Genomic DNA, 26,470 nt, shown 5'->3' on the forward strand with positions numbered 1-26,470 from the left:
AGATATTCAGCGAACAGGAGAACGGCATGCGCATGATTCACGCCAGCGAACCTATCCCGACCGATCCGCCACCGATTCCCGAACCCGTGCCGCAACCGCAGCCCATTCCCGAGCCTGAGCCGCCGCACGATCCTGAATTTCCGCCGATTAGCGATCCTCCGCCGCACCGCTAATAAAAAAGGCGCGTTGCCGGAGCGACGCGCCTTTATGCTGCAAAGTCACCGCGTTATTTAATTTCCAGCACGTCGAGGCGAGCGCTCAGGTCCGGCTGATCGTCCTCGTCAGCCTGCCAGCCGACTGGCTGCGCTGGCAGCGATTCGCGATCGAAACCGATGTCCCCGCCGTCAACCACCGCATCACCATGCTTAATGCCTTTAAAATCAAACAGATTAATATCAGCCATATGCGATGGCACGATGTTCTGCATGGCGCTGAACATGGTTTCAATGCGGCCCGGATAGCGCTTGTCCCAGTCACGCAGCATATCGGCAACCACCTGGCGCTGCAGGTTCGGCTGTGAACCACACAGATTGCACGGAATGATAGGGTACTGGCGCGCTTCGGCAAACCGTACGATATCTTTTTCGCGGCAGTAGGCCAGCGGGCGAATCACGATATGTTTACCGTCGTCGCTCATCAGTTTTGGCGGCATGCCTTTCATTTTGCCGCCGTAAAACATGTTGAGGAACAGCGTCTGCAGGATGTCATCGCGGTGGTGACCTAAGGCAATCTTGGTGCAGCCCAGTTCAGTGGCGGTACGGTAAAGAATACCGCGACGCAGGCGCGAACAGAGCGAGCAGGTGGTTTTGCCTTCCGGTATCTTCTCTTTAACGATGGAATAAGTGTCTTCGTTGACGATCTGATACTCCACCCCCAGCGTGTCGAGGTAAGCCGGCAGCACGTGTGCCGGGAATCCCGGCTGTTTCTGGTCAAGATTCACCGCCACCAGCGAAAAATTGACCGGCGCGCTCTGCTGCAGGTTACGCAGAATTTCCAGCATGGTGTAGCTGTCTTTACCGCCGGACAGGCACACCATGATGCGATCGCCTTCCTCAATCATGTTGAAATCCGCAATCGCTTCACCAACGTTACGGCGCAGGCGCTTCTGCAGTTTGTTCAGGTTGTACTGCTCTTTTTTATTAACTTCTTGATGTTCAGACATGAATTTCGGTCTCGGTGATCGCTGGTCAGCTGCGGATGTCGCGTTGATGCGGCCCTGGTCAGGCCTGCATTAACCGTGTCCGCGCACGCTGCGGGTCGCTGCGCTGGCCTTTATGGGTGCCGGCTGACCGCAGTCAGCAGGAAAAGTCTGTGGCGTATGGTACGGATTACAGCGCCAAATTCCAGCACGATTTATGGGTTTGCCAGTGATGCGCTCTGTGCGCCGCGCGATCGCGGTCAGAGACCTGTTGCGCTATTCACAATTTTTAGTTTGTCGCGGATTTTGCAAGCGGTACACTGCCTGCTTCCCCAGGGAGGAATAAGCGATGAAAAATGTTGTGTTAAGCATGCTGGCGAAGATTTCACAAATTGATGCCACCACCAAGCAGTTGACCGCGCGCGTTGAGGCACAGTCGCTGCTGATCGGTGCGCTGGTACTGGCCGTCAGTAAGAAAGGCGGTGTCACTGAAGTTATTGAAAGCGCCAACAAAGCCATCAACATGGTGATTGAGTCAGCCGAGGCTGACGATATGCTTAAGTCGGACGCCGCTATTCTGCTGAGCGAGTTTCAGGATCTGTTGACGATTTCGCGTGCGGTTGACAGCGCCGATGATGTCATCAACCAGCAGGCGCTGGAAGGTATTACCGGTGTGAGCAGCGCCAGCGATGATGACAAAAAGGATCCGTCCTAATCGCGCAGCGCCGCAGTCGGCTACCATTGCGCACATTTTGCCAGCGGTAACTGCATATTTATTGATCTGGGTAAAGATTTCTTCTCACTGCGCTGACAGGATGGATTCAGCGCTTTTTTTAGTTTTTAAAGGTGAGGAGAGGAACAATGCAAACGTACGATATGGTGTTTGAGGAGGCGTGCCGGCTGGTGGGGCAATGCTATCTGGAACTGGCGCAGCGCGGTGCCGCTACCGAAAAAGAGGTGCTGGCCAGCGAGTTGCGTAACCTGCAACTGCGCTATCGGGAATTAACCGGCGCGCCCAATCGCGCCGTTGAAATGGCGATTGGACAACTCAAACCCTGCTAACCCAGCCGCCCGGCCTTCAGCGCCGGGCTTTTATCTTCCCTCCACTGCAGCGACTAACCTGCTAGCGCCAGCGCAGTCAAACCATTTCCAGCGACTGCACGCCTTTGATTTCCATCACTTTGTCATAAATGCTGTGCATAGGAAATCTGCGTGACAATGTCACCTCAACACTCAGCTCGCACAGGCCGCTTTCTTCGTTACGATTGACTACAGCGATGTGGCCATAGCGCAAATTTTCGCGCTGCAGTACCAGCAACACCAGCGGTACGCTTTTGGCCTTGAGATGGACGATGAGGGTGTGATGGCGGCCAATCAGCCAGTGGCTGATACGGCGGAACGTTTCCAGCACCACCAGCGCCAGTACCGTGCCGTAAATACCGATTTCATACATGCCGCTACCGATCACCAGGCCAATCGCGGCGGTCACCCACAGGCCGGCGGCGGTCGTCAGGCCTTTCACAATCTGCTTTTGAATGATGATGGTGCCAGCGCCAAGGAAGCCCATGCCGCTGACCACCTGCGCCGCAATACGGCTGGGATCCAGCGCCACATGGTCGTTAGTCAGCATATCGGCAAAGCCATATTTTGACACCAGCATGAACATGGCGCTGCCAATACCGACCAGAATGTGGGTGCGCAGGCCCGCTTCTTTAGCGCGCATCTGGCGCTCCAGGCCAATCAGTCCGCCCAGTATTCCGGCTAACGCGATGCGGATGAGCATGTCGGCTAACATCCTTCCTCCTTAATGATTGATGTTTTGTATGAACAGGCAGAGAAAGAGGGAAAACGCTGCAATCAGGATAATTCTGCTTGCCAACGACGATATTAAATTTTGTAAAAAGCTGTGTCGCCTATCGATCGCGCACCGCTGCTGACATATGCTGGTGCGACTTTTCCGCTCACACTCCCGGAGCCCGACCGATGAAAGCCGCAACTTTACTGCTGGCCGGCGCAGCGCTGTTACTCTCTGCCTGCAGCAGCAACAGCGACAATGAACCGCCGCAACAGGCCACCGCCGCGCACGTGCAGCCACACGTCGTGATGTCGTCCATGGCAGAAGCCAACTGCAACAGCGCAGGTGGCACGCTGGCGTTCTCGCGTCAGTTAGACGGTTCACGCATCGGGATGTGTCAGCTGGCTAACGGGCGTCGCTGCGACGAACAGGCGCTGATCGGCGGTGCCTGCGCCCGCTAACGCAGGCGCAAAACGTTACGCCTTAACCTGATTTGAACAGGTTTCCCCGCGCGCCAGCTGCTGTAAATTGCTGAGCGTGGTTTCTGAAATCGCCGTCAGCGCTTCGGCGGTGAGAAAGGCCTGATGGCCGGTAAACAACACGTTGTGACAGGCCGACAGGCGGCGGAACACGTCGTCCTGAATCACGTCATTTGACTTGTCTTCAAAAAACAGGTCGCGTTCGTTCTCATACACGTCCATGCCGAGCGAGCCGATTTTCTGCTGTTTCAGCGCCTCAATCGCCGCCTGTGAATCAATCAGCCCACCGCGGCTGGTATTGATAATCATCACGCCATCTTTCATCTGGCTGAACGCCTGTGCGTTGAGCAGATGATGGTTTTCCGGCGTCAGCGGACAGTGCAGGGTGATGACATCGGACTCCGCCAGTAGCGTTTTCAAATCAACATATTCCGCCCCGAGCGCCAGCGCGGCGTCACTGGGGTACGGATCGTACGCCAGCAGACGCATTCCAAAACCTTTCAGGATGCGCATCGTCGCCACACCAATCTTGCCGGTGCCGACCACGCCAGCGGTTTTATTGTGCATGTTGAAACCGGTCAGGCCGTCCAGCGAGAAGTTGGCATCGCGCGTGCGCTGGTAAGCGCGGTGAATGCGACGGTTGAGCGTCATCATCAGACCTACCGCGTGTTCCGCCACCGCTTCCGGCGAATAGGCGGGCACGCGCACCACCTGCAGTCCCAGCGCGGCTGCGGCGTCGAGGTCGACGTTATTGAAACCAGCACAGCGCAGCGCGATATATTTCACGCCCAGCGCCGCCAGCTCCTCCAGCACCGCTTTGCTCCCGTCATCGTTAACGAAGATACAGACCGCATCACAGCCAGCGGCGTTTTTCGCTGTGGTTTCGCTCAGCAGGAAGTCAAAAAACTGCAGCTCAAATCCGTAGCCTTCGTTAACGCGCTCGAGGTATTTCTGGTCGTAATGCTTGGTGCTGTAAACCGCAACTTTCATTGTTTCGCTCCTGAAAAATGTTACGTCGGTATCACATCAGGATAACGTTTTCCGCGTCATTTTGCTGTTCTTCAGCCAGACTAAAGCGGTAACGCCTTCATTTGCCGGGCGTAACATGCCATCATCTCTGTCAGGATTGGGTAAAGAACAGGAACGTTAACAGCCATGACGCGGGGCCTCCGTCGACTACTTGCTGCGCTACTGGCGCTGATACTGCTGCTGCTGGGATTGCTGCTGACGCTGACGCACTGGCTGCCGCGGCTGGCAGGTATCTGGCTGCCGGAAAATACCCGCGTCGAGCTACACGGCGCGCCGCACTGGCAGCAGGGCCGGCTGGTATTTCCTGATGTGCGCTATCTGGCCGGTGACTGCCTGCTGGCGCAGGTCGCCGACGTGGGGCTTGGCCGGACGCAACAGCGCTGGCAGCTTGATGCGCGCGAGGTGGCGCTCAACAGCGACTGTCTGCAGGCGCTGCCGCACAGTGCCACGCGCGATGCGCCGCGTAGCCTCGCAGAGTGGCAGCAGATGCTGCCCGGCGCGGATATCCATCTGCAACAGCTCAGTATTTTGCCATGGCAGCAATATGCCGGCCGCTTCGATCTGACTTTAGATAAAGACCATCAGCAGCTGCGTTATCAGGGCGACAACCTGCGCGTCGCCGCGCGCCTGCAGGGGCAGCAGCTGCACATTGATCAGCTGCAGCTCAGCCATCCCATACTGACGCAACCGGTCGAACTGCATGGCAATCTGACGCTACCAACGTTTGCCGATGGCCTGCCAGTGGCGGGTGAGCTCAGTGGTGCGCTTAACCTGACGCAGTGGCCGCAGCCGCTGGCGCTGACGCTTAACTGGCAGCAGCAGCAGGGCGAGCTGGTGGTGCGCCAGCAACAGGAACCACAGCCGTTGTTACAGCTGCCGTGGCAGGTCGATGCACAGCAAATCCGCATCACTGCCGGTCACTGGCGCTGGCCGTTCGGGTCGCAGCCGCTGTCGGGCGGCGTGGCGCTGACGCTGGATGACTGGCAGCAGGGGCTGGAACAGACGCAGATCCGCGGCCGCTTCAATTTACTGACCGCCGGACGCGGCGGGAAAGGCAACCTGGTACTGAGCGTTGGGCCGGGCAAGCTGAGCCTGACTGACAGCGCACTGCCGTTCCAGTTAACCGGCGAAAGCAAGTTTGCCGACCTGCAGCTGTACGGCACCATTCCCGGACAAGTACATGGCATGCTGAGCGATCCGCAGCTCAGCCTGCAGCCTGGCGCACTGCTGCGCCTGCGCGGACGCTTACTCTCGACGCTGGAAGTGGATGAAGCGCGCTGGCCGCTGGCCGGCGTCAGCGTGGCCTCGCGCGGCATCAACGGCCGGTTACAGGCGATTCTCAACGCGCACGACCCCAGTTTCGGCCGCTTCAGGCTGCATCTCGACGGGCGCGCCAGCGACTTCTGGCCAGACAGCGGACGCTGGAACTGGCGTTACTGGGGCGAAGGCGTGATGGCGCCGCTTAGCGCCAAATGGGATGTGAAGGGCACCGGCAGCTGGCACGACACCCTGATCAGCCTCGATACGCTGAACACCGGGTTCGATCAGCTGGCGTACGGCATGGTGCAGGTGGATAAGCCGCGCCTGACGCTGACCGCGCCGGTGCGCTGGCAGCGCGATGTGGCACAGCCGGCGTTTAACGGCGGGTTTGCGCTGCGTTCCGGCCAGACCCGCTTTAGCTACGGTGGCTGGCTGCCGCCGTCCGAACTGCGTTTCGATGCCAAAGGGCGCGACCCGGGGCATTTTCTGTGGCGCGGTCAGCTCACCGCGGAAGACATCGGACCGCTGCGCGTGCATGGCCGCTGGGACGGCGAACGGCTGCGTGGTGAAGCCTGGTGGCCGGCGCAGTCGCTTAGCGTATTTCAGCCGCTGCTGAGCAGCGATCTGAAGATGCGTATTCAGTCTGGCGAGCTGCGCGCGCAGATGGCCTTTTCTGCCGCCAGTGGCCAGGGGTTTGAGGCGGGTGGTTTCTGGGCGGTGAAACAGGGCAGCGTGTGGATGCCGGACAGCGAAATCAACGGCATCGATTTTACCCTGCCGTTCCGCCTGAAAGATCATCAGTGGCAGCTGGGGCGCCGCGGGCCGGTGTCGCTGCGCATCGCCGAAGTGAAAAACCAGTTTGCGCTGCAGAACATTACCGCGGATCTGCAGGGCCACTATCCGTGGCAGGAGCGCCAGCCGCTGACGCTCAGCAACGTCAATCTCGATCTGCTCGGCGGGCACGTCAGCATGCCAGCATTGCGTTTACCGCAGCACCAGCCGGCGCGGATTTCGCTGCGTGACATTGATCTCAGCCGGCTGGTGACGGCGCTCAAGCCGAAGCAGTTTGCCATGTCCGGTAAAGTGAATGGCGAATTGCCGCTGTGGGTGAACAATCCGCACTGGCTGATCGAAAAGGGCTGGATCGCCAACAGTGGCCCGCTGACATTCCGCATGGACAAAGACATGGCGGATGCGATTGTCAGCAATAACGTGGCCGCCGGGGCGGCGATGGACTGGCTGCGCTACATGGAGATTGCCCGTTCGTGGGCGACGCTGGATCTGGATAACTTCGGTAACCTGATTCTGCAAAGCGAGGTGAAAGGCACCAGCCAGTTCAGTAACCGCCGCCAGTCCGTCAATCTTAATTACCGTCATCAGGAAAACCTGTTCCAGCTGTGGCGCAGCCTGCGCTTTGGCGATAATTTGCAATCCTGGGTGGAGCAAAACGCCACCCTGCCATCCAACAAGGACCCGAAACCATGAGCCTGAGGGCATTACTGGTGCTGACAGCGGGACTGCCGCTGCTGGGCTGTGTGCCGCGCATCGAAGTCGCCGCACCCAAAGAGCCAATCACCATCAACATGAACGTAAAAATCGAACATGAAATCCACATCAAGGTGGATAAAGACGTCGAAGCGCTGCTGAAGAATCAGAGCGGACTGTTTTGAGGAGAGGCTCGATGAAACGCAAGGGGATAGCGCTGTTAGTGGCGCTTTTGCTGGTGCCGTCGGCCTGGGCGCTGACGCTGGATCAGGCGCGCCAGCAGGGGCGTGTGGGCGAAACGCTGAGCGGTTACATCGCCGCCCGTCAGCAGGATGACGAGACGCTGGCACTGGTTAAGCGCATCAATGACGGCCGCAGCCAGCAGTATCAGCGCGTGGCGCAGCAGAACAACCTCACCACCGCCGAGGTGGCGCGCATCGCCGGCGAGAAGCTGGTTAACCGTGCCGGCAGCGGCGAATATGTGCGCGGGATAAATGGTCAGTGGGTGCAGAAATAACTGCTTCCACGATAGCGCAGGCATAAAAAAGCCGGGCACTCAGGCCCGGCAAGACAGATAGCATTGTTTTAATGATGATTACGCAGCAACAATCTGTTTGATGGCGTCTTTGGCATCGCTGGCGGCTTTGGTTGCCACTTCCGGACCGTAGGCAATGCCTTCGGCGAACACGAAGTCAACGTCGGTGATGCCGATGAAGCCGAGGAACAGTTTCACGTACGGGGTCAGCAGATCAGTCGGGGTGTCTTTGTGAATGCCGCCACGGCTGGAGAGGATCACCGCGCGTTTGCCTTTCACCAGACCTTCCGGGCCTGCTTCGGTGTAGCGGAAGGTGACGCCGGCACGGGCAATCAGGTCAAAGTAGTTTTTCAGCTGAGTAGGAATGTTGAAGTTGTACATCGGGGCGGCGATAACCACGGTATCGTGCGCCTGCAGTTCAGCAATCAGTTCATCGGACAGGGCCAGCGCGTCCTGCTGACGTGGCGACAGCGGCGCGTCTGAAGGACGCAGGGCGCCAACCAGTTCACCGTCCAGTACCGGAATCGGCTGGGCAGCCAGATCGCGTACCGTGACTTCGTCGCCTTTGGCGCGGGCTTCATCAGCGTAGAAGTCTGCCAGCTGGTTAGACTGTGAGTAACCGGCAAGGATGCTTGATTTCAGAACTAAAACTTTGCTCATGGTATTTTCCTGTACGTTACGCGGTTGGCTTACCGCTCAATGCGTTACACTCTACGGAGTTCATCCGGCAGGTAAAAGCGCAATATTTCGAGGCCTATGTTCGAAATTATTGAATAAGGTGGCACGTCCGGTCAGGTGAGATGTTCCAATCTGTGCTAAGATGGCGGGCATTAATCGATTGAATCCGCCGGAAAATTCTGCCCGGCGCCGAGCCGCGAGTGCCGGCTCACTGCAACAACAGGTAATTCATCACTATGTCATCATCCGTTACGTCACCTCTGGCCCCCCTCTGGTCGCGGCTCGATAACCTGATGCTGCGCGACCGCAAAGCGCTGCAGCGTCGTCTGCACGGGGCGGCAAAGGTGAAAAATCCCGCGGCGCAGCAGGAAATTATGGCTGAGCTGGAGCCGGTGTTCTCCGCGGCAGAACAGCGCGTGGCGCAGCGCGCCGCCGCGACGCCGCGCATTACGTTTCCGGACAATCTGCCGGTCAGCCAGAAGCAGCAGGACATCGCCGACGCGATTCGCGATCATCAGGTAGTGATTGTCGCCGGTGAGACCGGCTCAGGTAAAACCACCCAGCTGCCAAAGATCTGTCTGGCGCTCGGGCGCGGTGTGAAAGGGCTGATTGGGCATACGCAGCCGCGTCGTCTGGCGGCACGCACCGTGGCGAACCGCATTGCCGAAGAGCTGGAAACCACGCCCGGCGGCACCGTCGGTTATAAGGTGCGGTTTAACGATCAGGTCAGCGAAACCACTCAGGTCAAACTGATGACCGACGGTATTCTGCTGGCGGAAATTCAGCAGGATCGTCTGCTGCTGCAGTATGACACCATCATCATCGATGAAGCGCACGAACGCAGTCTGAACATCGATTTCCTGCTGGGTTACCTGCGCGAACTGCTGCCGCGTCGCCCCGATCTGAAAGTGATCATCACCTCCGCGACCATCGATCCGCAGCGCTTCTCGCGCCACTTCAATAATGCCCCGGTAATCGAGGTTTCGGGCCGCACGTATCCGGTCGATGTACGCTATCGTCCGGTGGTCGAAGATGCCGAAGACACCGAACGCGATCAGCTGCAGGCAATTTTCGATGCGGTTGACGAACTGAGCAGCGAAGGGCGCGGCGATATCCTGATCTTCATGAGCGGTGAGCGCGAAATTCGCGATACCGCCGATGCACTGATGAAGCGCGATTTACCGCACACCGAGATTCTGCCGCTCTATGCGCGCCTGTCCAACGCCGAACAGAACCGGGTGTTCCAGGCGCACAGCGGCCGCCGCATTGTGCTGGCGACCAACGTCGCCGAGACCTCGCTCACCGTGCCGGGCATTAAATATGTCATCGATCCGGGCACCGCGCGCATCAGCCGTTACAGCTACCGCACCAAAGTGCAGCGTCTGCCGATCGAGCCGATCTCGCAGGCGTCGGCTAACCAGCGCAAAGGGCGCTGCGGCCGCGTGTCGGAAGGGATCTGTATTCGCCTCTATTCGGAGGATGATTTCCTCAGCCGCCCGGCGTTTACCGACCCGGAAATTCTGCGTACCAACCTGGCGTCGGTGATTTTGCAGATGACGGCGCTTGGACTGGGCGACATCGCCGCGTTCCCGTTCGTCGAAGCGCCGGATAAGCGCAATATTCAGGACGGCGTGCGCCTGCTGGAGGAGCTCGGCGCGATTACCCTGAGCGAGGAAGGTGCGTACAAACTGACGCCATCCGGGCGCAGTCTGGCACAGCTGCCGGTCGATCCGCGGCTGGCGCGCATGGTGCTGGAAGCGCAGAAATTTGGCTGCGTGCGCGAAGTGATGATTATTGCCGCTGCGCTGTCGATTCAGGATCCGCGCGAGCGTCCGGTGGAGAAACAGCAGGCATCTGACGAGAAACACCGGCGTTTTGCCGACAAAGAGTCGGACTTTCTCGCTTTTGTCAATCTGTGGAACTACCTGCAGGAACAGCAAAAAGCGCTGTCCGGCAACCAGTTCCGCCGCCAGTGTAAAAGCGATTATCTCAATTACCTGCGCGTGCGCGAATGGCAGGACATCTATACCCAGCTGCGTCAGGTGGTGCGGGAACTGGGTATGCCGCTCAACAGCGAGCCGGCACCGTACCGCGAAGTGCACTGCGCGCTGCTCACCGGTTTGCTATCACACATCGGTCAGAAAGATGCGGAAAAGCAGGAGTTTACCGGCGCGCGCAACGCGCGGTTTGCTATTTTCCCCGGTTCCGGGCTGTTCAAGAAGCCACCAAAATGGACCGTGGTGGCGGAACTGGTGGAAACCAGCCGCCTGTGGGGCCGCGTTGCGGCGCGCATCGATCCGGAGTGGATCGAACCGCTGGCCCAGCATCTGCTGAAGCGCAGCTACAGTGAACCGCACTGGGAGAAAGCGCAGGGCGCAGTCATGGCCACCGAGAAAGTTACGCTGTACGGGCTGCCGATTGTGCAGGCGCGTAAGGTCAATTACAGCCGCATCGATCCGCAACTCAGCCGGGAGCTGTTTATCCGTCATGCGCTGGTGGAGGGCGACTGGCAGACGCGTCACGCCTTCTTCCGCAACAACCTGAAACTGCGCAATGAAATCGAGGATCTGGAGCACAAATCGCGGCGGCGCGACATTTTAGTCGATGACGAGACGCTGTTTGCGTTTTACGATCGCCGCATTGGCAGCGAGGTGGTCTCAGCGCGGCATTTTGACAGCTGGTGGAAACAGGCCAGTAAGGACAATCCGGATCTGCTGAGCTTTGATAAGCAGATGCTGATCAAAGACGGCGCGGAGAAGGTCAGCCAGCTGGATTACCCGAATTTCTGGCATCAGGGCAACCTGAAACTGAAGCTCAGCTACCAGTTTGAACCGGGGGCCGATGCGGATGGTGTGACGGTGCACATCCCGCTGCCGCTGCTCAACCAGGTCGACGAAGCCGGCTTCGAGTGGCAGATCCCCGGCGTGCGCCGCGAGCTGATCATCGCGCTAATCAAGTCGCTGCCCAAGCCGGTGCGACGCAACTTTGTGCCGGCGCCCAACTATGCCGAAGCCTTCCTTGGCCGCGTGACGGCGCTGGAGCAGCCGCTGCTGGATGCGCTGGAGCGTGAGTTCCGCCGCATGTCTGGCGTCACCATTGAGCGCGACGCCTGGCAGTGGGATCAGGTGCCCGATCATCTGAAAATGACCTTCCGCGTGGTGGATGAGCACAACCGGAAGCTGCAGGAAGGCAAAGACCTGCATCAGCTGAAGCAGGTGCTGAAAGGCAAGGTGCAGGAGACGCTGTCCAACGTGGCGGATGACGGGCTGGAACAGCGCGGGCTGCATCTGTGGAGCTTCGGTGATTTGCCGCAAAGTTACGAGCAGAAGCGCGGCAACTATCAGGTCAAAGCCTGGCCGGCGCTGGTGGATGAAAAAGACAGCGTCGCGATTCGCCTGTTTGACAGTGAACGCGAGCAGCAGAAGATGATGTGGCGCGGCCAGCGGCGGTTATTGCTGCTGAACATTCCTTCGCCGATCAAGTATCTGCACGAGAAGCTGCCAAACAAAGCCAAGCTCGGACTCTATTTTAATCCGTACGGCAAAGTGCTGGAGCTGATTGATGACTGTATCGCCTGCGGCGTGGCTAAGCTAATGGCGGACGCCGGTGGGCCGGCATGGCAGCAGGAAAACTTCGAGCAGCTGCGCGATAAAGTACGCGCCGAACTCAACGACACGGTGGTGACCATCGCCAGCCAGGTCGAGCAGATTCTCACCAGCGTGTTCAATATCAACAAGTTCCTCAAGGGGCGGGTGGACATGACGCTGGCACTGGCGCTGGCGGATATCAAAACGCAGCTGAGCGGCCTGGTGTATCGCGGTTTTGTCACCGGCAACGGCTATCAGCGGCTGGGTGACACACTGCGCTATCTGCACGGTATTGAGCGCCGGCTGGAGAAGCTGCCGGTCGATCCGCACAGCGATCGGGCGCGGATGCTGAAAGTGCAGGCGGTAGAGCAGGCGTGGCAAAGCTGGCGTAACAAGCTGCCGCCGCAGCGTCAGGACGATGAAGAGGTACAGGCGATCCGCTGGATGCTGGAGGAGCTGCGCATCAGTTATTTTGCGCAGCAGCTGGGCACGCCGTATCCCATCTCCGACAAACGTATTCTGCAGGCGATGGAGCAGCTGGGCTGACTTATTGCGCCAGCGCTTCCAGCTTGTCTTTAAAGGATGTAACGGCGATGGCGCGGTTATCGGCGCGATAGCGATCGGCCGGTGCCGGCGCCGAGCTCTGTACCGCAATCAGCTGCCACTCGCCGTCGCGCTTCAGCAGCAGCGGTGAACCGCTGTCGCCGGGCAGGGTGTCGCACTGGTGCGACAGCACGGCGCGCTGCGCCCAGCCGGTGATCAGGCAATCGCTGTGCGAGTAGAGTGTATCCAGATGGTCAGCGGGATAACCGGCCTGTGTCACTTTGCGGTCGGTGGTTTTCAGCGCGGCGGTTAAATCGCTGCGCGAACCGTCAAACAACGGAATCGGCACGATACCGGACGGCGGATTGTGCAGAATCACCAGGCCGTAATCGTAAGGTGCCGCGTCTGGCGGCACGATCCAGCCTTCACCATCCGCCTGCAGACGCCGCGCCAGCGAAGGCTCCACGCGCGCGTCAATATCATGAATTTCGTAACGCCAGCCTTTGGCACCCGCCATAAAGCGCAGCGCGACCGGCTTGTCGAATTTGCCTGGGGGCGTCAGTAAGCAGTGTCCGGCCGTCAGTGCCAGATGGGCCGAAATCAACGTGGCACTGCACAGATTGCCGCTTTCCGTCTCTAACTGACCAATGGCATCCCACGGCGCCGCACTGACGTCGGTAATGGCTTTACGATGATCTTTGCCAAAGAACAGGGTCTTAATCTCTTCCGGGCTGGGGCCGTCTTCATCATCGGCATGTGCTGTGAGGTTAAAGCTAAAAAGACCTACAAATAACAGGATAGCCAGGCGCATAGTTCTCTCAATGGCGAGAATAAATAGAGGTTATGGTCATCACGCTTGAGCGATAACTATAGTCGGTGAGCGGTAAAAAAGGGAGAAATATTGGAGTAATCAGCACGCTACAACGACTAGATAAAAAAGCTGGCCGCAATAATGCCGCACAGAATCATGACAATCAGGATAATTTCGAAGCGATAGCGACGCACCATTTTTCGCTACTCCAGTAAATAAACACCCGGCAGAACCGGGTGTTTTCAATCATTAATGCGGTGTTGGCGCGCAAGGCAACCTTATTTAGCAGCTTTTTTCGCTTTGTGGTGCTTTTTAGCAGCCTGAGCTTTCTGAGCAGCAGGTTTGGTTACTTTTTTGTGGTGCTTTTTAGCCGCCTGAGCTTTCTGTGCAGCTGGCTTGGTGGCTTTGTGGTGTTTTTTAGCAGCCTGGGCTTTCTGAGCCGCTGGCTTGGTGGCTTTCTTGTGGTGCTTTTTAGCGGCCTGGGCTTTCTGAGCAGCTGGTTTGGTGGCTTTCTTGTGGTGCTTTTTAGCCGCCTGCGCTTTCTGAGCCGCTGGTGCTTTCTTCTCTACTTTCTTGTGCTTTTTGGCAGCCTGCGCTTTCTGAGCAGCGGCTTTTTTGTGGTGAACAGCTTTATGCTTAGCCGGTGCAGCGGTAGTTGCAGCAGCAGCAGGAGCAGCAGTTGTTGTCTCAGCAGCGAAGGCTACAGAAGACAGACCCATAGCAGCGGCGATCACCAGCGCAAATAATTTTTTCATTGCAAAACCCTCGAACTATTTTTTCATGTGTAGCCCACTGCGGGGCCGGTGAATGCACTATATGTAAAACAATTCGTGCCTTCAGTGAGGGAATGGTATCGGCGTGTAACGGATTGTACAAAGCAGGAAAACCGGGCAGGGCGGGGATAATTGCGGATCACTCTCCGCGCAAAAAACGGCGGCCGGGCAGGCCGCCGCACGGATCAGGCAGAGAGATAACGCTGTTCCAGATGCTGACGGAAATAGTGTGGATTGAGCGCTTCGCCAGTGGCATTGATCAGCAGCTGCTGCGTCGGGAAGCGGCTGCCGTGCTGCCAGATGTTCTGCTGCAGCCAGTCAAACACCGGTTGCAGTTCGCCCTGCTGAATCAATTCGTCCACCTGCGGAATGGCGCGTTTTACTGCCTGGAACAGCTGAGCGGCGTACATCGCGCCCAGCGTGTAGGTCGGGAAGTAGCCGAAGGCGCCATCGGTCCAGTGAATATCCTGCATACAGCCGTCGCGGTAGTTGCCGCGCGTATCGATCCCCAGCGACTGCTGCATTTTTTCATCCCACAGCGCCGGAATATCCTCGACTTCAATCTCGCCTTCAATCAGCGCTCGCTCGATTTCGTAACGTAAAATCACATGGGCCGGATAGCTCAGCTCATCGGCATCGACGCGAATAAAGCCCGGCTTCACGCGCTGGGTCAGCCGAATAAAGTTGTTGCGCTCCAGTGCCGGCTGGTCGCCCATCAGCGCCACCACCTGGGGATGAATATGCTGCAGGAAGGCGTGACTGCGCCCCAGCTGCATCTCCATAAACAGGCTTTGCGATTCATGCATCGCGGTCGAGCGCGCCAGCGCCACCGGCTGTCCGCGCCACTGCTGTGGCAGATTTTGTTCATAGCGCGCATGGCCGGTTTCGTGGATCACGCCCATCAGCGCGCTGAGAAAATCGTTTTCGTTGTAGCGTGTGGTGATACGCACATCTTCCGGTACGCCGCCGCAGAACGGGTGCGCGCTCACGTCCAGCCGGCCGTGATTAAAATCAAACCCTAACGTCGCCATCACGCTCAGTCCGAGCTGCTTCTGCGATTCAATGGCGAAGGGGCCGACCGGCTGGGCAATCGGCGTTGCCTGCTGGCGGGCTACCGCTTTTTGCAGCAGATCCGGCAGCCAGCTTTTCAAATCGCCAAAGGTGCTGTCGAGCTGCGCGCTGGTCATGCCTGGCTCAAACACATCCAGCAGCGCATCGTAGCGTGATACGCCGAGCGCATCGGCGCGCAGCTGAGCCTCTTCGCGGCTCAGCCTCACCACTTCTTTCAGGTTAGCGCTGAAGCCCTGCCAGTCGTTGGCCGGACGCTGACTGCGCCACGCGTGTTCACAGCGCGAGCCGGCCAGCGATTTAGCTTCCACCAGCGAGGCCGGCAGCAGCGTTGCCTGGCGCCACGCGCGCTGCATTTCGCCCAGATTGGCCTGCTCCACATCGTTCAGCGACTCCTGTCCGGCGGCGTCAAACAGCCCGCCGAGGCGCTTGTCGGTCAGCAGCTCGTGCATAAATACGCTCAGCTCCGCCATCGCTTCTCCACGCGCCTGGCTGCCGCCCGGCGGCATGGTGGTTTGCATATCCACGCCGGCAATCGCGCCCAGATGGCCAAAACGCGCCAGGCGCTGAAAAGTGCGGCTAAGTTCCTGATAAGCTGCAGTCATGTAACAAGCTCCTTATGAAGGTAAGCGCGGCGTCACGTCGCGCAGGGGGAGATCAACCGGCCAGCAGAAGCGTACGCAGGCGCCGCCCAGCGGACTGCTCTCAATCGAGACCTGGCCCTGCAGCGCCTGCGCAATAGAGTGCACAATCGCCAGACCGAGGCCGCAGCCGCCGGTGGCGCGATCGCGGCTGGGATCAAGCCGTACGAAAGGCTCGAATACCCGCTGGCGTTCATCCGGCGGAATGCCCGGACCATCATCTTCAACCTGCAGATTGCCGATGGCGCCGTCAAACCACAGGCTGACACGCAGTCGCTGCTGTGCATAGCGCAGGGCGTTATTCACGAGGTTATCCAGCACCCGCTCCATCAGGCGCGTATCTGCCGCGCCAATGTTTTCCAGCTGCGGAATATCCAGCGTAATGTGCGTTTGCGGATTCATGGTCTGCACGTCAGCGATGTGCATGCGCAGCCACTGGGCCAGATCGAAAGATTGCAGATTGAGGTCAACGCGCGGCCGGTCGAGGCGCGCATAGGTCAGCAGCTCCTCAATCAGGCTCTCCAGCTGGCCGACGTCACGGTTCAGCGCCGCGGATTCTGCCGCGCTGAGGTTTTCACTCATCTCCAGCCGGTAACGCAGCCGGACCAGCGGCGTGCGCAGCTCGTGCGCGATACCGTCAATCAGCTGTTTTTTACTCGCCACCAGGGTATTGATGTTGTCCGCCATCTGGTTGAACGCCACGCCAAGGCTGTGCAGGCTGGAGGTATTTTCAAAATGGGTGCGCACGTCAAGCTCGCCGCGACCAAAGCGCTGAGCCGCTTTCTCCAGCCGCTGCATCTCCTGCCAGTGCGGCCGCAGCCAGATAAACACCGGCAGCGCCAGCGACATGCCAATAAACGCCAGCAGGGCGATATCAAGGATGCGCATCTGGTGCAGATAAAACAGGTAAGGAATCGGTCCGACCGACAGCACATAGTGGCTGCGCGGGATGTGCTGCAGGAAGGTGTACTGATCGTCGAGGGCGACGATCTCACCGGCGCGCAGCCGCTTCATATCGGCTTCGTCCAGCTGATATTTGCTCATCGGTTCGATGTGCAGCTCAAAGGATAAATCGAGATCGAGGTTGCGGATGGTTTTGTTCCAGTCGCGCGGCGGGATCTCACGCAGTTCGCTGCGCATCAGAAACAGCGAGCTGGCCATCAGGTCGTTCATTGACTGGCGTCCGGCGCGCTCGGCGGTGAATTTGTACACCAGACCCACCAGCAGCGTCATCACCAGGAAGCAGACGAACAGCAGCAGATAGAACTGAATGAAGAGCTTTCTCATCAGGAGCGGGTATCCCAGGCCTGCGGCGCGAACAGATAGCCTTTGTTACGGATGGTTTTGATGCGGAACGGCTCGGTGGCGCTGTCGTACAGTTTCTTGCGCAGGCGTGAAATGGCGACGTCGATGCTGCGATCCATGCCGTCATAGCTCACGCCGCGCAGGGTTTTCAGCAACGCGTCACGGTCGAGAATTTCTCCGGCGTGGCTCGCCAGCTCCCACAGCAGATCAAAATCGGCGGTCGAAAGGGTGATGGGTTCGTCGAACAGGATCACCTGGCGGTTGAGCGCATCAATGGTGAGTGAACCAAACCGCAGCACCTTTTGCGAGCTCTGCACGGCGGGTGCGGCTTCCGGTTTGGCCACGTGCGCCTGGCGCAGATGCAGGCGCAGACGCGCCAGCAGCACCGCCGGCGGCGTGGTTTTCAGAATATAGTCATTGGCGCCCATCTCCAGCGCCAGAATGTGGTTCATGTCGCTGTCGAGCGAGGTCAGCAGCACAATCGGGCCCTGCCAGTGCGCACGCAAATCGCGGCACAGCGTCATGCCATCTTTGCCTGGCAGCATGATATCCAGTAATACCAGATCCGGATCGGCGGCGAGAATGGTCGCTTCCGCGCGATCGCCGCGCGTCTCAACCAGCACCTCAATATCGTGGCGGCCAAGATAAGCCGCAATCAGTTCGCCGACTTCCGGCTCATCTTCCACATAGACAATTTTGTTCATAATGCTCTGTCATGGCTGAGAATGTCAGCAGCATAGCTTTTCCTGGTCCTGAGCTCTACGCTACCGCACGAATTATCCTTGTCTTACTGGTATGTACACCGTGAAATGTGCCATTATTACCGGCGCGTTCTGGCGCAAGGTTCGGAATCGTACTGAAAACAGGAGGAGTGCGAGGGTGTCTGATAAAGAGCTGGCTTCAGCCGGATACAGTGACCGCATCTGCTTCAACTACAGTGACTTCCTTTCCGCTTCCTGCAAAAAACGCTGGAGCTTTGTCGATGCCATTTACGGCGTGATGCCAATTTTTGGCATGGTGACGCGCAAGTCCGGGCACAGTTTACAGGCCAGCGACGACCATCTGAAAGAATTAGCATTACAAATCATTTCAACCCAGGTCAGCGACGAAATTAACATCGCCCGACTGATCACCCTGGCCGAACAGCAGCACATCAGCCGCTTCGATATTCAGCTGCCTTATCCGCTGTCCGCTGAGCAGCTTGACGCCATCCATCTGGAATACCGCAAGCCGCTCAATCTGACACAGCAGAATGATCTGCTGTGCGTTTCCATTCCTTTACAACCGCACTGATTAGCGCGTCAGCTGCCACAGCGCGGGCAGTGAGGCGGCAATTAACAGCACGATGGCGATGCGCTCCAGCGCAAACAGCGGTTGATCGCCGCGGCCACCGCGTCGTGCATACAGGAACAGCAGCAGACCCGGCGCGTAAAGCACCACCGACAACAGCAGATGCAGCGGCCCCGAGGCGTACAGCAGCCAGAGTCCATAGGCGCTGGCACCGAGACCGGTCAACAGGGCCAGCGGTTTGTGCTGACCGCGTACCACTTTGACCAGATACAGACCCACCAGCAGATAGGGCACGAGGATCATTTCTGAGGCTATAGTCAGCAGCGTGTTGTAATCCGCGCCGGTAACCGCAATCAGAATCAGGCACACCTGCACGCTGCCGTTAGTCAGCCACAGCGACGCCGCCGGCGCGTTATGGCGGTTCTGCCGGGCAATGCTGCGCGGAAACGCGCCCTGCTGCGCGGCGAGGAACGGGACTTCTGCCGCCATAATGGTCCAGCTGAGATAGGCGCCGCACACCGAGATAATCAGGCCAACCGCAATCACCGCATCGCCCCAATGACCCAGCAGGCGTTCCATCAGACCGGCCATCGACGGATTGCGCATCTGCGCCAGTTCCGCACGCGGCACCACGCCAAGCGACAGCAACGTCACCAGCAGATAGACCAGCAGCGCGGCCAGCACCGCCAGCAGCGTGGCGCGCCCGACATCTTTCTTGTGGCGCGCGCGGGCAGAGACTACCACCGCGCCTTCCACGCCAATAAATACCCACAGGGTAATCAGCATGGTCTGTTTGACCTGCTGCCACAGCGGCTGGCCGAGCGCTGCGCCGTCAAAGTCAAAACGGAAGCGATCGTAATTAAACGCCAGCAGCGCCAGCACCACGAACAGCAGCAGCGGCACCAGTTTGCCCAGCGTCGCCAGCAGGTTGATGCTGGCCGCCGTCTGTACGCCGCGCAGCACCAGCCAGTGCACCAGCCACAGCAGCACGGAAGCGCCAAGCATCGCCTGCCAGGTGTTGCCATCGCCAAACACGATGCGATCCGGCGTATCGGTAAAGAAGCTCAGCGCTGAAAACACAATTACCAGATACGAGACGTTGGCAATCACCGCACACAGCCAGTAACCCCATGCCGAGCAGAAGCCGGTCAGCTCGCCGAAGCCGGCGCGCGCGTAGGTGAAGATGCCGCCATCCAGTTCCGGGCGCAAACGCGTCAGCAGCAACATCGCCAGCGACAGAAAGAGGATACCGACACCGGTGATCAGCCAGCCGATCAGCAGCGCCGCCGGACCGGCAACCGCCGCCATATTTTGTGGCAGGCTAAAGACGCCCGCGCCGAGCATCGAGCTGAGCACCAGCGCAGTGAGCGCGCTAAGACCTAATTTTTTATCCAAAACGCCATTCCTGAGCAGCAGAGTGTGCTGGGTAGTAGTTGTTCAGCCAGAGTGTAACGTGGCAATCAGTCCCGTTTAAAACGGAATACCCTGAAAACAGGCGGCAGATTTTACGGAGAGCGAACGGTGAAGGCAATGCAAGACTATGCAGATTTGCACACGGATTATGCAAACGGCAGGGCGACGGGCGCCGCCCTGCGCGGGGATTATTTAAACAGGTCAGCGGTGACGGTCAGGTTGCCGCCGCTCTGGTTCTGCCACTGGCGCGTAATGTGATAATACTTCGCGCCTTTGGCGATGGCGCGTTTGCCCACGGCTTCTGAGATTTCGGTTGGCGTGCCGAAGTGATCGGAGAAGGAGATGGTGTCAAACGGCTGCATCTGTGCGGCCGTGATCGCATTGACTTCCTGCACGCTGCGGCCATCCGGCTGCGTCACCGTATAACGCTGACCGGTAGAGCTTTGGGTTTCAAAGAAACGACCCACGCTGGTGCTCGGCGTATCTGAGGAAGCAACGCCAGGGATCGCCACTTTCTTCGCCGCTGCGCCGCCCGCAGCCAGGGCTGCTTTACCGGCTTCTGAATCAGCCGGAATGGAGTCAGAGGTGTCCTGCACCACGCGCGCTTTGGCATCGGCTTTATACACGTAGGCGGTCACGTACTGGTTGCCACCGTTGTTAGCATCCACCTGACGCACAATAAAGAAGGAGGCCGCGCCTTTGTTTTTCGCCGCTTTGGCGATGGCTTCGTTCACGTCCGGCTGGCTGGAGAAGAAGCCGCTGACGGAGACGGTGTCAAACGGCTCAAGGCGATATGCTTCCGCCTTAGGCAGCTCTTTCACGCCGTTGAACATCCGGTATTGCGTGCTTTGCTCCACTTTCGCTGCATTGGCTTTGTACAGATCGGCGGTAACGCGCCAGTTGCCACCGTTACCGTTGCTGTCGTTGATGCCCTGCACGTAGAAAGAGTCCGCGCCTTTGGCGTCGGCGGCTTTAGACACGGCGTCTGTTGCATCGCCAATTGCATTAAAACGGCCGCTAATATTGATACGTTCGAATGGTTTTAACGCGGCCGCTTGTTCTGGCGTTAACTCTTTGGCAGCAAACGCATTGGCTGCCAGCAGTGATAACAGGGTCGACGCCAGAATGGTGTTCTTCAGCTTCATAAAAATGATCCTTCGCCTTACGCAAATTGAGTACGAAAACGTGCTGGACTCTTGATGTATAACAGATTAGCCGCTGATTATTGCATGTAATAATCGGCCTGTCTCAGCCAATTTATGCGCATAACATTGACAATCCCAGCATTTTATTCATCGGCCTGTCATCTTTCGCTGTTATGGCTTTTTTTTGGTCAGCTTACCGCTTTAACCGGTATCGCTTAGTACCATAATAGTTAACGCATTGTTAAATATAGGTTTTATAAAACAGTTAATTCGTCATGACACGATTAGGCACAGCAGATTATTTTCCATAATGCCGCAAACCTGGTCGCATCCCGCGGTATTCATCGCTGGCATCTGAATATCTGTGTGAATGTCATAAGTGTGCGTTATGGCGCTAGATCGTCCTGGGCATTTTCAGTAGGTTATAAAGACTTTGTTACATAGTGCATTTCGCTCATAAAAAGCTGAAACAGCGTTTCGGCTTTTAAGCATGTGCCCCTTACAGAACCTCATCCTTTAATCATGGAAAGGAAACAGTATGTTAATTGGGATACCCAAAGAGCGGTTAGCTAACGAGTCCCGCGTCGCAGCGACGCCAAAGACCGTTGAGCAGCTCATCAAGCTGGGATTCAGCGTCACCATTGAGCAGGGCGCCGGGTTGCGCGCCAGCTTTGATGATGACAGTTTTATCGCCGCCGGTGCCAGCATCAGTAATCCGCAAGATGTCTGGCAGTCCGACATCGTGCTGAAGGTTAACGCGCCAGACGACAGCGAGATCGCCCTGACGCGCGCGGGCAGCACGCTGGTGAGCTTTATCTGGCCAGCGCAGAACCCGGCGCTGCTGGAGAAATTAGCCGCACGCAACATCACCGTGATGGCGATGGATTCCGTACCGCGTATTTCGCGCGCGCAGTCGCTGGATGCGCTCAGCTCGATGGCGAACATCGCCGGTTACCGTGCCATCGTCGAAGCAGCCCATGAGTTTGGCCGCTTCTTCACCGGGCAAATCACCGCCGCCGGTAAAGTGCCACCGGCCAAAGTGATGGTCATCGGGGCTGGCGTGGCCGGTCTGGCGGCGATTGGCGCGGCGGGCAGCCTCGGTGCCATCGTGCGCGCCTTTGATACCCGTCCGGAAGTGAAGGAGCAGGTGCAGAGTATGGGCGCCGAATTCCTTGAACTCGACTTTGAAGAGGACGCGGGCAGCGGCGACGGTTACGCCAAAGTGATGTCCGAAGCCTTTATCAAGGCGGAGATGGCGCTGTTCGCGGCGCAGGCGCAGGAAGTGGATATTATCGTCACCACCGCGCTAATCCCGGGCAAACCGGCACCGAAGCTGATCACCGCAGAGATGGTGGCCAGCATGAAGCCGGGCAGCGTGATTGTTGATCTGGCGGCAGCCACCGGCGGTAACTGCGATCTGACCGTCGCCGACCGCGTCACGCTGAGCGACAACGGCGTCAAAATCATCGGCTACACCGATCTGCCGAGCCGGCTGCCAACGCAGTCCTCGCAGCTGTACGGCACCAACCTGGTGAACCTGCTGAAGCTGCTGTGTAAAGAGAAAAACGGCGAGATCGTGGTTGATTTTGACGATGTCGTGGTGCGCGGCGTCACGGTAATTCGTGACGGCGAAGTGACCTGGCCTGCGCCACCAATTCAGGTTTCTGCTGCGCCACAGGCCGCAAAACCTGCCGCACAGCCGCAGGTGAAAGCGGCAGAGAAGCCCGCTGCGCCGTGGCGCAAATATCTGCTGCTGGCGCTGGCGGTAGTTCTGTTCGGCTGCCTGGCCAACGTCGCGCCAGCGGAATTCCTGTCGCACTTCACCGTGTTCGCGCTTGCCTGCGTCGTCGGGTATTACGTGGTGTGGAACGTCAGTCACGCGCTGCATACGCCGTTAATGTCCGTCACCAACGCCATCTCCGGCATTATTGTGGTGGGCGCGGTGCTGCAGATGGGCCATGGCGGCTGGGTCACCTTCCTGGCGTTTATCGCCGTCCTGATTGCCAGCATCAATATCTTCGGTGGTTTCACCGTCACCCAGCGCATGCTGAAAATGTTTCGTAAGAATTAAGGGGTAACAACATGTCTGGCGGATTAGTGACTGCAGCATACATTGTTGCCGCAATTCTGTTTATTTTCAGCCTGGCCGGGCTCTCGAAGCATGAGACCTCAAAGCAGGGCAATATCTTTGGTATCAGCGGCATGGCGCTGGCGCTGCTCGCCACCATTTTTGGTCCGCACAGCGGCCACGTGGCGTGGATTCTGCTGGCGATGGTGATCGGCGGTGCGATTGGCGTGCGTCTGGCGAAGAAAGTCGAAATGACCGAAATGCCGGAGCTGGTGGCGATTTTGCACAGCTTTGTCGGTCTGGCGGCGGTGCTGGTCGGGTTCAACAGCTACCTTGACCACGCGCCAGGACTGTCGGCAGTGATGGAAAATATCCATCTGACCGAAGTGTTCCTCGGCATCTTTATCGGCGCGGTGACCTTCACCGGTTCGGTGGTGGCGTTTGGCAAACTGCGCGGCAAGGTCTCCTCAAAAGCGCTGATGCTGCCGCATCGCCATAAAATGAATCTGGCGGCGCTGGTGGTCTCATTCCTGCTGATGCTGTGGTTTGTGCGTACCGACAGCACTACCGCACAGGGCGTTGCGCTGCTGCTGATGACGGTGATTGCGCTGGTGTTCGGCTGGCATCTGGTAGCGTCGATTGGCGGTGCGGATATGCCGGTGGTGGTCTCGATGCTCAACTCTTACTCGGGCTGGGCGGCGGCGGCGGCGGGCTTTATGCTGAGCAACGACCTGCTGATCGTCACCGGTGCGCTGGTGGGCTCTTCCGGTGCCATCCTGTCGTACATTATGTGTAAAGCGATGAACCGTTCCTTTATCAGCGTGATTGCCGGCGGGTTCGGTACTGACGTGAGCGGTGCAGACGCGGGCGAAGAGGCGGGTGAACACCGTGAAATCAGCGCGGAAGAGACGGCAGAACTGCTGAAAAACTCGACCTCGGTGATCATCACGCCGGGCTACGGTATGGCGGTCGCCCAGGCGCAGTATCCGGTGGCAGAGATCACCGAGAAGCTGCGCGCGCGCGGTATTAAGGTGCGTTTCGGTATTCACCCGGTAGCCGGTCGTTTGCCGGGGCACATGAACGTGCTGCTGGCGGAAGCCAAAGTCCCGTACGATGTGGTGCTGGAGATGGATGAGATCAACGATGATTTCAGCGATACCGACACCGTGCTGGTTATCGGTGCCAACGACACCGTCAACCCGGCGGCTCAGGACGATCCGCGCAGCCCGATTGCCGGTATGCCGGTGCTGGAAGTGTGGAAAGCGCAAAACGTCATCGTGTTCAAACGCTCGATGAACACCGGCTATGCCGGGGTGCAGAACCCGCTGTTCTTTAAAGAGAACACTCAGATGCTGTTTGGCGATGCCAAAGCCAGCGTCGAAGGCATTTTGCGCGCGCTGTAGGAAAAGAAAAGGGCGGTGATGTCACCGCCCTGACAAGCTCAAACCGGGGCGGTACAGGATGGCCGCCCTGCGTTATTTAATCCTCTTCATCTTCCTCATCGTCGAGGTCAATCGGCGATTTGAAATCATCCGGCTTAATCGCCAGCAAATCACAGCGCAGGTGATCGATTACCTGTTCAGCGGTATTGCCGAGAAACGCAGCTGACAGACCGGTACGACCGATGGTGCCCAGCACCACAATCCCGGCGTCGAGATGCGACGCGATATCCGGGATGACTTCTTCCGGCAGGCCCTTCGCCACGTGGGTAAACTCCTCGCCGATGGAGAATTTCTGGCGCAGCGCTTTCATCGCCACCAGATGCTGGCCGCGAATCGCATCGTTATAGACGCTGGGATCAAAATCCGGCAGTTCGATAGCAATGTTAATCGGCGTGACGGGATAGGCGCCCACCAGATGCACCTCGGTGTGATTCACCATTTCGGCCAGCTGTGTGGTCTCGCGGATCAGTTTTTGATTAAGCTCATCATGATGCGGTTCCTCGCTGGCGAGGTTTACCGCCACCACCGCTTTGCCACCTTCCGGCCACGGCTGATCTTTGACCATCCACACCGGGCACGGGCACTTACGCAGCAGGTGCCAGTCGGTGGGGGTGAAAATCACTGCTTCCAGACGATCGTGCTGGTGCGCCATCTTCAGGACCAAATCATGCTGATGCGCCAGCACTTCCTGAATGATGGCTTCGTACGGCCGGTTATGCCACACCACTTTGATCTCGATATCCACGCCGGCTTCCAGATAGGCCTGCGCCTGTTCGCGGATCCATTCGGTACGCTGGCTAATCACCCCTTTGCGCATGTTGACGCGCTCGTCGGGCGACAGCAGGGTGGTCATTTCGTAGGAGAAGTCGTAGATAGGCAGGAAAGCTTTGATTTTTCCGCCGATACGTTGATTGAGATACACCGCACGCCGCAGCGCCGGCTGGTCGTCCTGCTGAGCATCAATCGCCACCAGAATATGCTGATACCGGGACATAAGGCACTCTCCTCAAACCAAAGCGAAGTTGGATTAAAGATAGCCTAAGATGGCGCAGGGCAGAAGCGGAAAAGTTGTTGCCGGATCAATAAAATAACATTTATCGACCCGGCAGGCGGTTACGCTGCCTGATCGGTCTGGCCGGCCAGTTCAGCCAGCAGCGCATGGTTTTCGATGGTGATATATTTGCCTTTCACCGCCAGCATGCCGCTTTTCTGGAAACGTCCCAGCAGACGGCTGATGGTTTCGACGGTGAGTCCCAGATAGTTACCGATGTCGCCGCGCGTCATGGTCAGGCGGAATTCACGCTGTGAGAAACCGCGCTGGCCGAAGCGGCGCGACAGGTTCCAGATAAACGCCGCCAGACGCTCTTCCGCGTTCTTTTTCGATAACAGCAGGATCATATCCTGATCGCCTTTGATCTCGCCGCTCATCAGACGCATCATCTGCTGACGCAGCGCCGGCATTTTACCGGACAGATCGTCGAGGGTTTCAAACGGAATTTCACATACCATGGCCGTTTCCAGCGCCTGAGCGAAGCTCGGATGATGCGCGCTGACGATGGCGTCAAAGCCCACCAGATCGCCCGCCAGATGGAAACCGGTGATCTGTTCATCACCCTGTTCGGTAATGGTGTAACTTTTAATGGTGCCGGAGCGGATAGCATAAAGGGATTTCAGTTCATCACCGGCTTTGAACAGCGTCTGGCCTTTCTGAATCGGCTTTTTGCGTTCAATAATATTGTCCAGCTGATCCAGTTCATGTTCGTTCAGCGTGAAGGGAATACACAACTGGCTGATACTGCAATCCTGACAGTGGATGGCACAACCGCCAGACTGAATACGTCGAATGCTGCGTTTTTCCGGGATCATATAGGTACGCTCGATGATTATTGACTGTCGTCAATTTTAACATTTTTCTTTGTCATGTGAACTCATCCGAGCAGTAATAATGATCAAAACCGCACAAATGCTGGGTATTCGAGGCTTTG

At 58.0% G+C, this 26,470-nt stretch carries 24 protein-coding genes; 11 read left to right on the forward strand and 13 right to left on the reverse strand.

The genetic code is table 11. From position 1 onward, the window contains the following. Window positions 1-26 precede the first annotated feature (26 nt). Window positions 27-173 carry a hypothetical protein gene (locus F3J36_RS03330; RefSeq protein ID WP_021506127.1) on the forward strand — a complete coding sequence of 49 codons (147 nt, stop codon included), beginning with the start codon at window positions 27-29 and terminating at the stop codon, window positions 171-173. A gap of 53 nt (window positions 174-226) precedes the next feature. Here F3J36_RS03330 and ttcA read toward each other — a convergent pair whose 3' ends face one another. Beyond that, a complete protein-coding gene (gene ttcA / locus F3J36_RS03335) occupies window positions 227-1,162 on the reverse strand; it encodes a tRNA 2-thiocytidine(32) synthetase TtcA (protein WP_021506126.1) in 936 nt (311 codons plus the stop codon). A 325-nt stretch (window positions 1,163-1,487) separates the two neighbouring features. Here ttcA and iraP point away from each other — a divergent pair, with 325 nt between their 5' ends. Together iraP and F3J36_RS03345 are read left to right on the forward strand one after the other, a co-directional pair. Then, window positions 1,488-1,853, forward strand: coding sequence for an anti-adapter protein IraP (iraP, locus tag F3J36_RS03340; RefSeq protein WP_010618425.1), 366 nt, complete (start codon window positions 1,488-1,490; stop codon window positions 1,851-1,853). A 146-nt stretch (window positions 1,854-1,999) separates the two neighbouring features. Beyond that, window positions 2,000-2,200, forward strand: coding sequence for a DUF2767 family protein (locus F3J36_RS03345; protein ID WP_010618426.1), 201 nt, complete (start codon window positions 2,000-2,002; stop codon window positions 2,198-2,200). 76 nt (window positions 2,201-2,276) lie between these two features. Here the strand turns inward: F3J36_RS03345 and F3J36_RS03350 are convergent, their stop codons facing one another. Beyond that, complete coding sequence (locus tag F3J36_RS03350; protein WP_021506125.1) at window positions 2,277-2,933, reverse strand: MgtC/SapB family protein; 657 nt, start codon at window positions 2,931-2,933, stop codon at window positions 2,277-2,279. A 188-nt stretch (window positions 2,934-3,121) separates the two neighbouring features. Between F3J36_RS03350 and F3J36_RS03355 the strand changes: the two genes are divergently transcribed. After that, complete coding sequence (locus F3J36_RS03355; protein WP_021506124.1) at window positions 3,122-3,394, forward strand: DUF333 domain-containing protein; 273 nt, start codon at window positions 3,122-3,124, stop codon at window positions 3,392-3,394. Between the two features lie 15 nt (window positions 3,395-3,409). Here F3J36_RS03355 and F3J36_RS03360 read toward each other — a convergent pair whose 3' ends face one another. Further along, on the reverse strand, window positions 3,410-4,402 hold the full coding sequence (locus F3J36_RS03360) for a 2-hydroxyacid dehydrogenase (RefSeq protein WP_166718926.1): 993 nt from the start codon (window positions 4,400-4,402) through the stop codon (window positions 3,410-3,412). A gap of 165 nt (window positions 4,403-4,567) precedes the next feature. Between F3J36_RS03360 and F3J36_RS03365 the strand changes: the two genes are divergently transcribed. From F3J36_RS03365 to F3J36_RS03375, 3 genes are read left to right on the forward strand one after another with little or no spacing between them, the layout of a single operon-like run. Further along, entirely contained in the window at window positions 4,568-7,186 is a 2,619-nt protein-coding gene (locus tag F3J36_RS03365) for a YdbH family protein (RefSeq protein ID WP_166718927.1), read from the forward strand. Next, the gene (locus F3J36_RS03370; protein WP_010618431.1) at window positions 7,183-7,371 is read left to right on the forward strand and encodes a YnbE family lipoprotein; all 189 of its coding nucleotides are present in this window, start codon (window positions 7,183-7,185) and stop codon (window positions 7,369-7,371) included. Before F3J36_RS03365 ends, F3J36_RS03370 begins: the two co-directional genes overlap by 4 nt. Window positions 7,372-7,382: 11 nt before the next feature. Continuing rightward, the gene (locus tag F3J36_RS03375; RefSeq protein WP_166718928.1) at window positions 7,383-7,703 is read left to right on the forward strand and encodes a YdbL family protein; all 321 of its coding nucleotides are present in this window, start codon (window positions 7,383-7,385) and stop codon (window positions 7,701-7,703) included. Between the two features lie 78 nt (window positions 7,704-7,781). Here the strand turns inward: F3J36_RS03375 and azoR are convergent, their stop codons facing one another. Beyond that, window positions 7,782-8,381, reverse strand: a complete 600-nt coding sequence (gene azoR, locus F3J36_RS03380; RefSeq protein WP_021506120.1) for an FMN-dependent NADH-azoreductase — start codon at window positions 8,379-8,381, stop codon at window positions 7,782-7,784. A gap of 254 nt (window positions 8,382-8,635) precedes the next feature. On the opposite strand from azoR, the gene hrpA reads away from it, so the two are divergent. After that, the gene (gene hrpA / locus F3J36_RS03385) at window positions 8,636-12,532 is read left to right on the forward strand and encodes an ATP-dependent RNA helicase HrpA (protein WP_166718929.1); all 3,897 of its coding nucleotides are present in this window, start codon (window positions 8,636-8,638) and stop codon (window positions 12,530-12,532) included. 1 nt (window position 12,533) lies between these two features. On the opposite strand, the gene F3J36_RS03390 is transcribed toward hrpA, so the two are convergent. The 5 genes from F3J36_RS03390 to rstA all read right to left on the reverse strand — a co-directional run bounded on the left by F3J36_RS03390 (window position 12,534) and on the right by rstA (window position 17,831). Further along, entirely contained in the window at window positions 12,534-13,340 is an 807-nt protein-coding gene (locus F3J36_RS03390) for a serine protease (protein WP_021506118.1), read from the reverse strand. A gap of 278 nt (window positions 13,341-13,618) precedes the next feature. After that, window positions 13,619-14,095, reverse strand: a complete 477-nt coding sequence (gene asr, locus F3J36_RS03395) for an acid resistance repetitive basic protein Asr (RefSeq protein WP_071813568.1) — start codon at window positions 14,093-14,095, stop codon at window positions 13,619-13,621. Between the two features lie 203 nt (window positions 14,096-14,298). Further along, the gene (locus F3J36_RS03400; protein ID WP_104186709.1) at window positions 14,299-15,786 is read right to left on the reverse strand and encodes a carboxypeptidase M32; all 1,488 of its coding nucleotides are present in this window, start codon (window positions 15,784-15,786) and stop codon (window positions 14,299-14,301) included. Window positions 15,787-15,798: 12 nt separating this feature from the next. Further along, entirely contained in the window at window positions 15,799-17,109 is a 1,311-nt protein-coding gene (gene rstB, locus F3J36_RS03405) for a two-component system sensor histidine kinase RstB (RefSeq protein ID WP_166718930.1), read from the reverse strand. Continuing rightward, the gene (gene rstA, locus F3J36_RS03410) at window positions 17,109-17,831 is read right to left on the reverse strand and encodes a two-component system response regulator RstA (protein WP_021506113.1); all 723 of its coding nucleotides are present in this window, start codon (window positions 17,829-17,831) and stop codon (window positions 17,109-17,111) included. Before rstA ends, rstB begins: the two co-directional genes overlap by 1 nt. A 175-nt stretch (window positions 17,832-18,006) precedes the next feature. Here rstA and F3J36_RS03415 point away from each other — a divergent pair, with 175 nt between their 5' ends. Next, window positions 18,007-18,420 carry a hypothetical protein gene (locus F3J36_RS03415; protein WP_021506112.1) on the forward strand — a complete coding sequence of 138 codons (414 nt, stop codon included), beginning with the start codon at window positions 18,007-18,009 and terminating at the stop codon, window positions 18,418-18,420. Here F3J36_RS03415 and F3J36_RS03420 read toward each other — a convergent pair whose 3' ends face one another. After that, window positions 18,421-19,812, reverse strand: a complete 1,392-nt coding sequence (locus tag F3J36_RS03420) for a basic amino acid/polyamine antiporter (RefSeq protein WP_021506111.1) — start codon at window positions 19,810-19,812, stop codon at window positions 18,421-18,423. A gap of 206 nt (window positions 19,813-20,018) precedes the next feature. Beyond that, window positions 20,019-20,975 (reverse strand): DUF1471 family protein YdgH, encoded by a 957-nt coding sequence (gene ydgH, locus F3J36_RS03425; RefSeq protein ID WP_021506110.1) that lies wholly within the window; start codon window positions 20,973-20,975, stop codon window positions 20,019-20,021. A gap of 538 nt (window positions 20,976-21,513) precedes the next feature. Between ydgH and pntA the strand changes: the two genes are divergently transcribed. Further along, window positions 21,514-23,046, forward strand: coding sequence for a Re/Si-specific NAD(P)(+) transhydrogenase subunit alpha (gene pntA, locus F3J36_RS03430; RefSeq protein ID WP_166718931.1), 1,533 nt, complete (start codon window positions 21,514-21,516; stop codon window positions 23,044-23,046). An 11-nt stretch (window positions 23,047-23,057) separates the two neighbouring features. After that, the gene (gene pntB, locus F3J36_RS03435; RefSeq protein WP_166718932.1) at window positions 23,058-24,446 is read left to right on the forward strand and encodes a Re/Si-specific NAD(P)(+) transhydrogenase subunit beta; all 1,389 of its coding nucleotides are present in this window, start codon (window positions 23,058-23,060) and stop codon (window positions 24,444-24,446) included. A 76-nt stretch (window positions 24,447-24,522) separates the two neighbouring features. On the opposite strand, the gene uspE is transcribed toward pntB, so the two are convergent. Both uspE and F3J36_RS03445 read right to left on the reverse strand, forming a co-directional pair. Then, window positions 24,523-25,479, reverse strand: a complete 957-nt coding sequence (uspE, locus tag F3J36_RS03440) for a universal stress protein UspE (RefSeq protein ID WP_058769760.1) — start codon at window positions 25,477-25,479, stop codon at window positions 24,523-24,525. 119 nt (window positions 25,480-25,598) lie between these two features. Further along, window positions 25,599-26,351 (reverse strand): FNR family transcription factor, encoded by a 753-nt coding sequence (locus F3J36_RS03445; RefSeq protein WP_031279133.1) that lies wholly within the window; start codon window positions 26,349-26,351, stop codon window positions 25,599-25,601. Window positions 26,352-26,470 lie beyond the last annotated feature (119 nt).

This window comes from Pantoea sp. Cy-640, assembly GCF_011752635.1.
In the GTDB taxonomy this organism is placed as follows: domain Bacteria; phylum Pseudomonadota; class Gammaproteobacteria; order Enterobacterales; family Enterobacteriaceae; genus Pantoea; species Pantoea dispersa.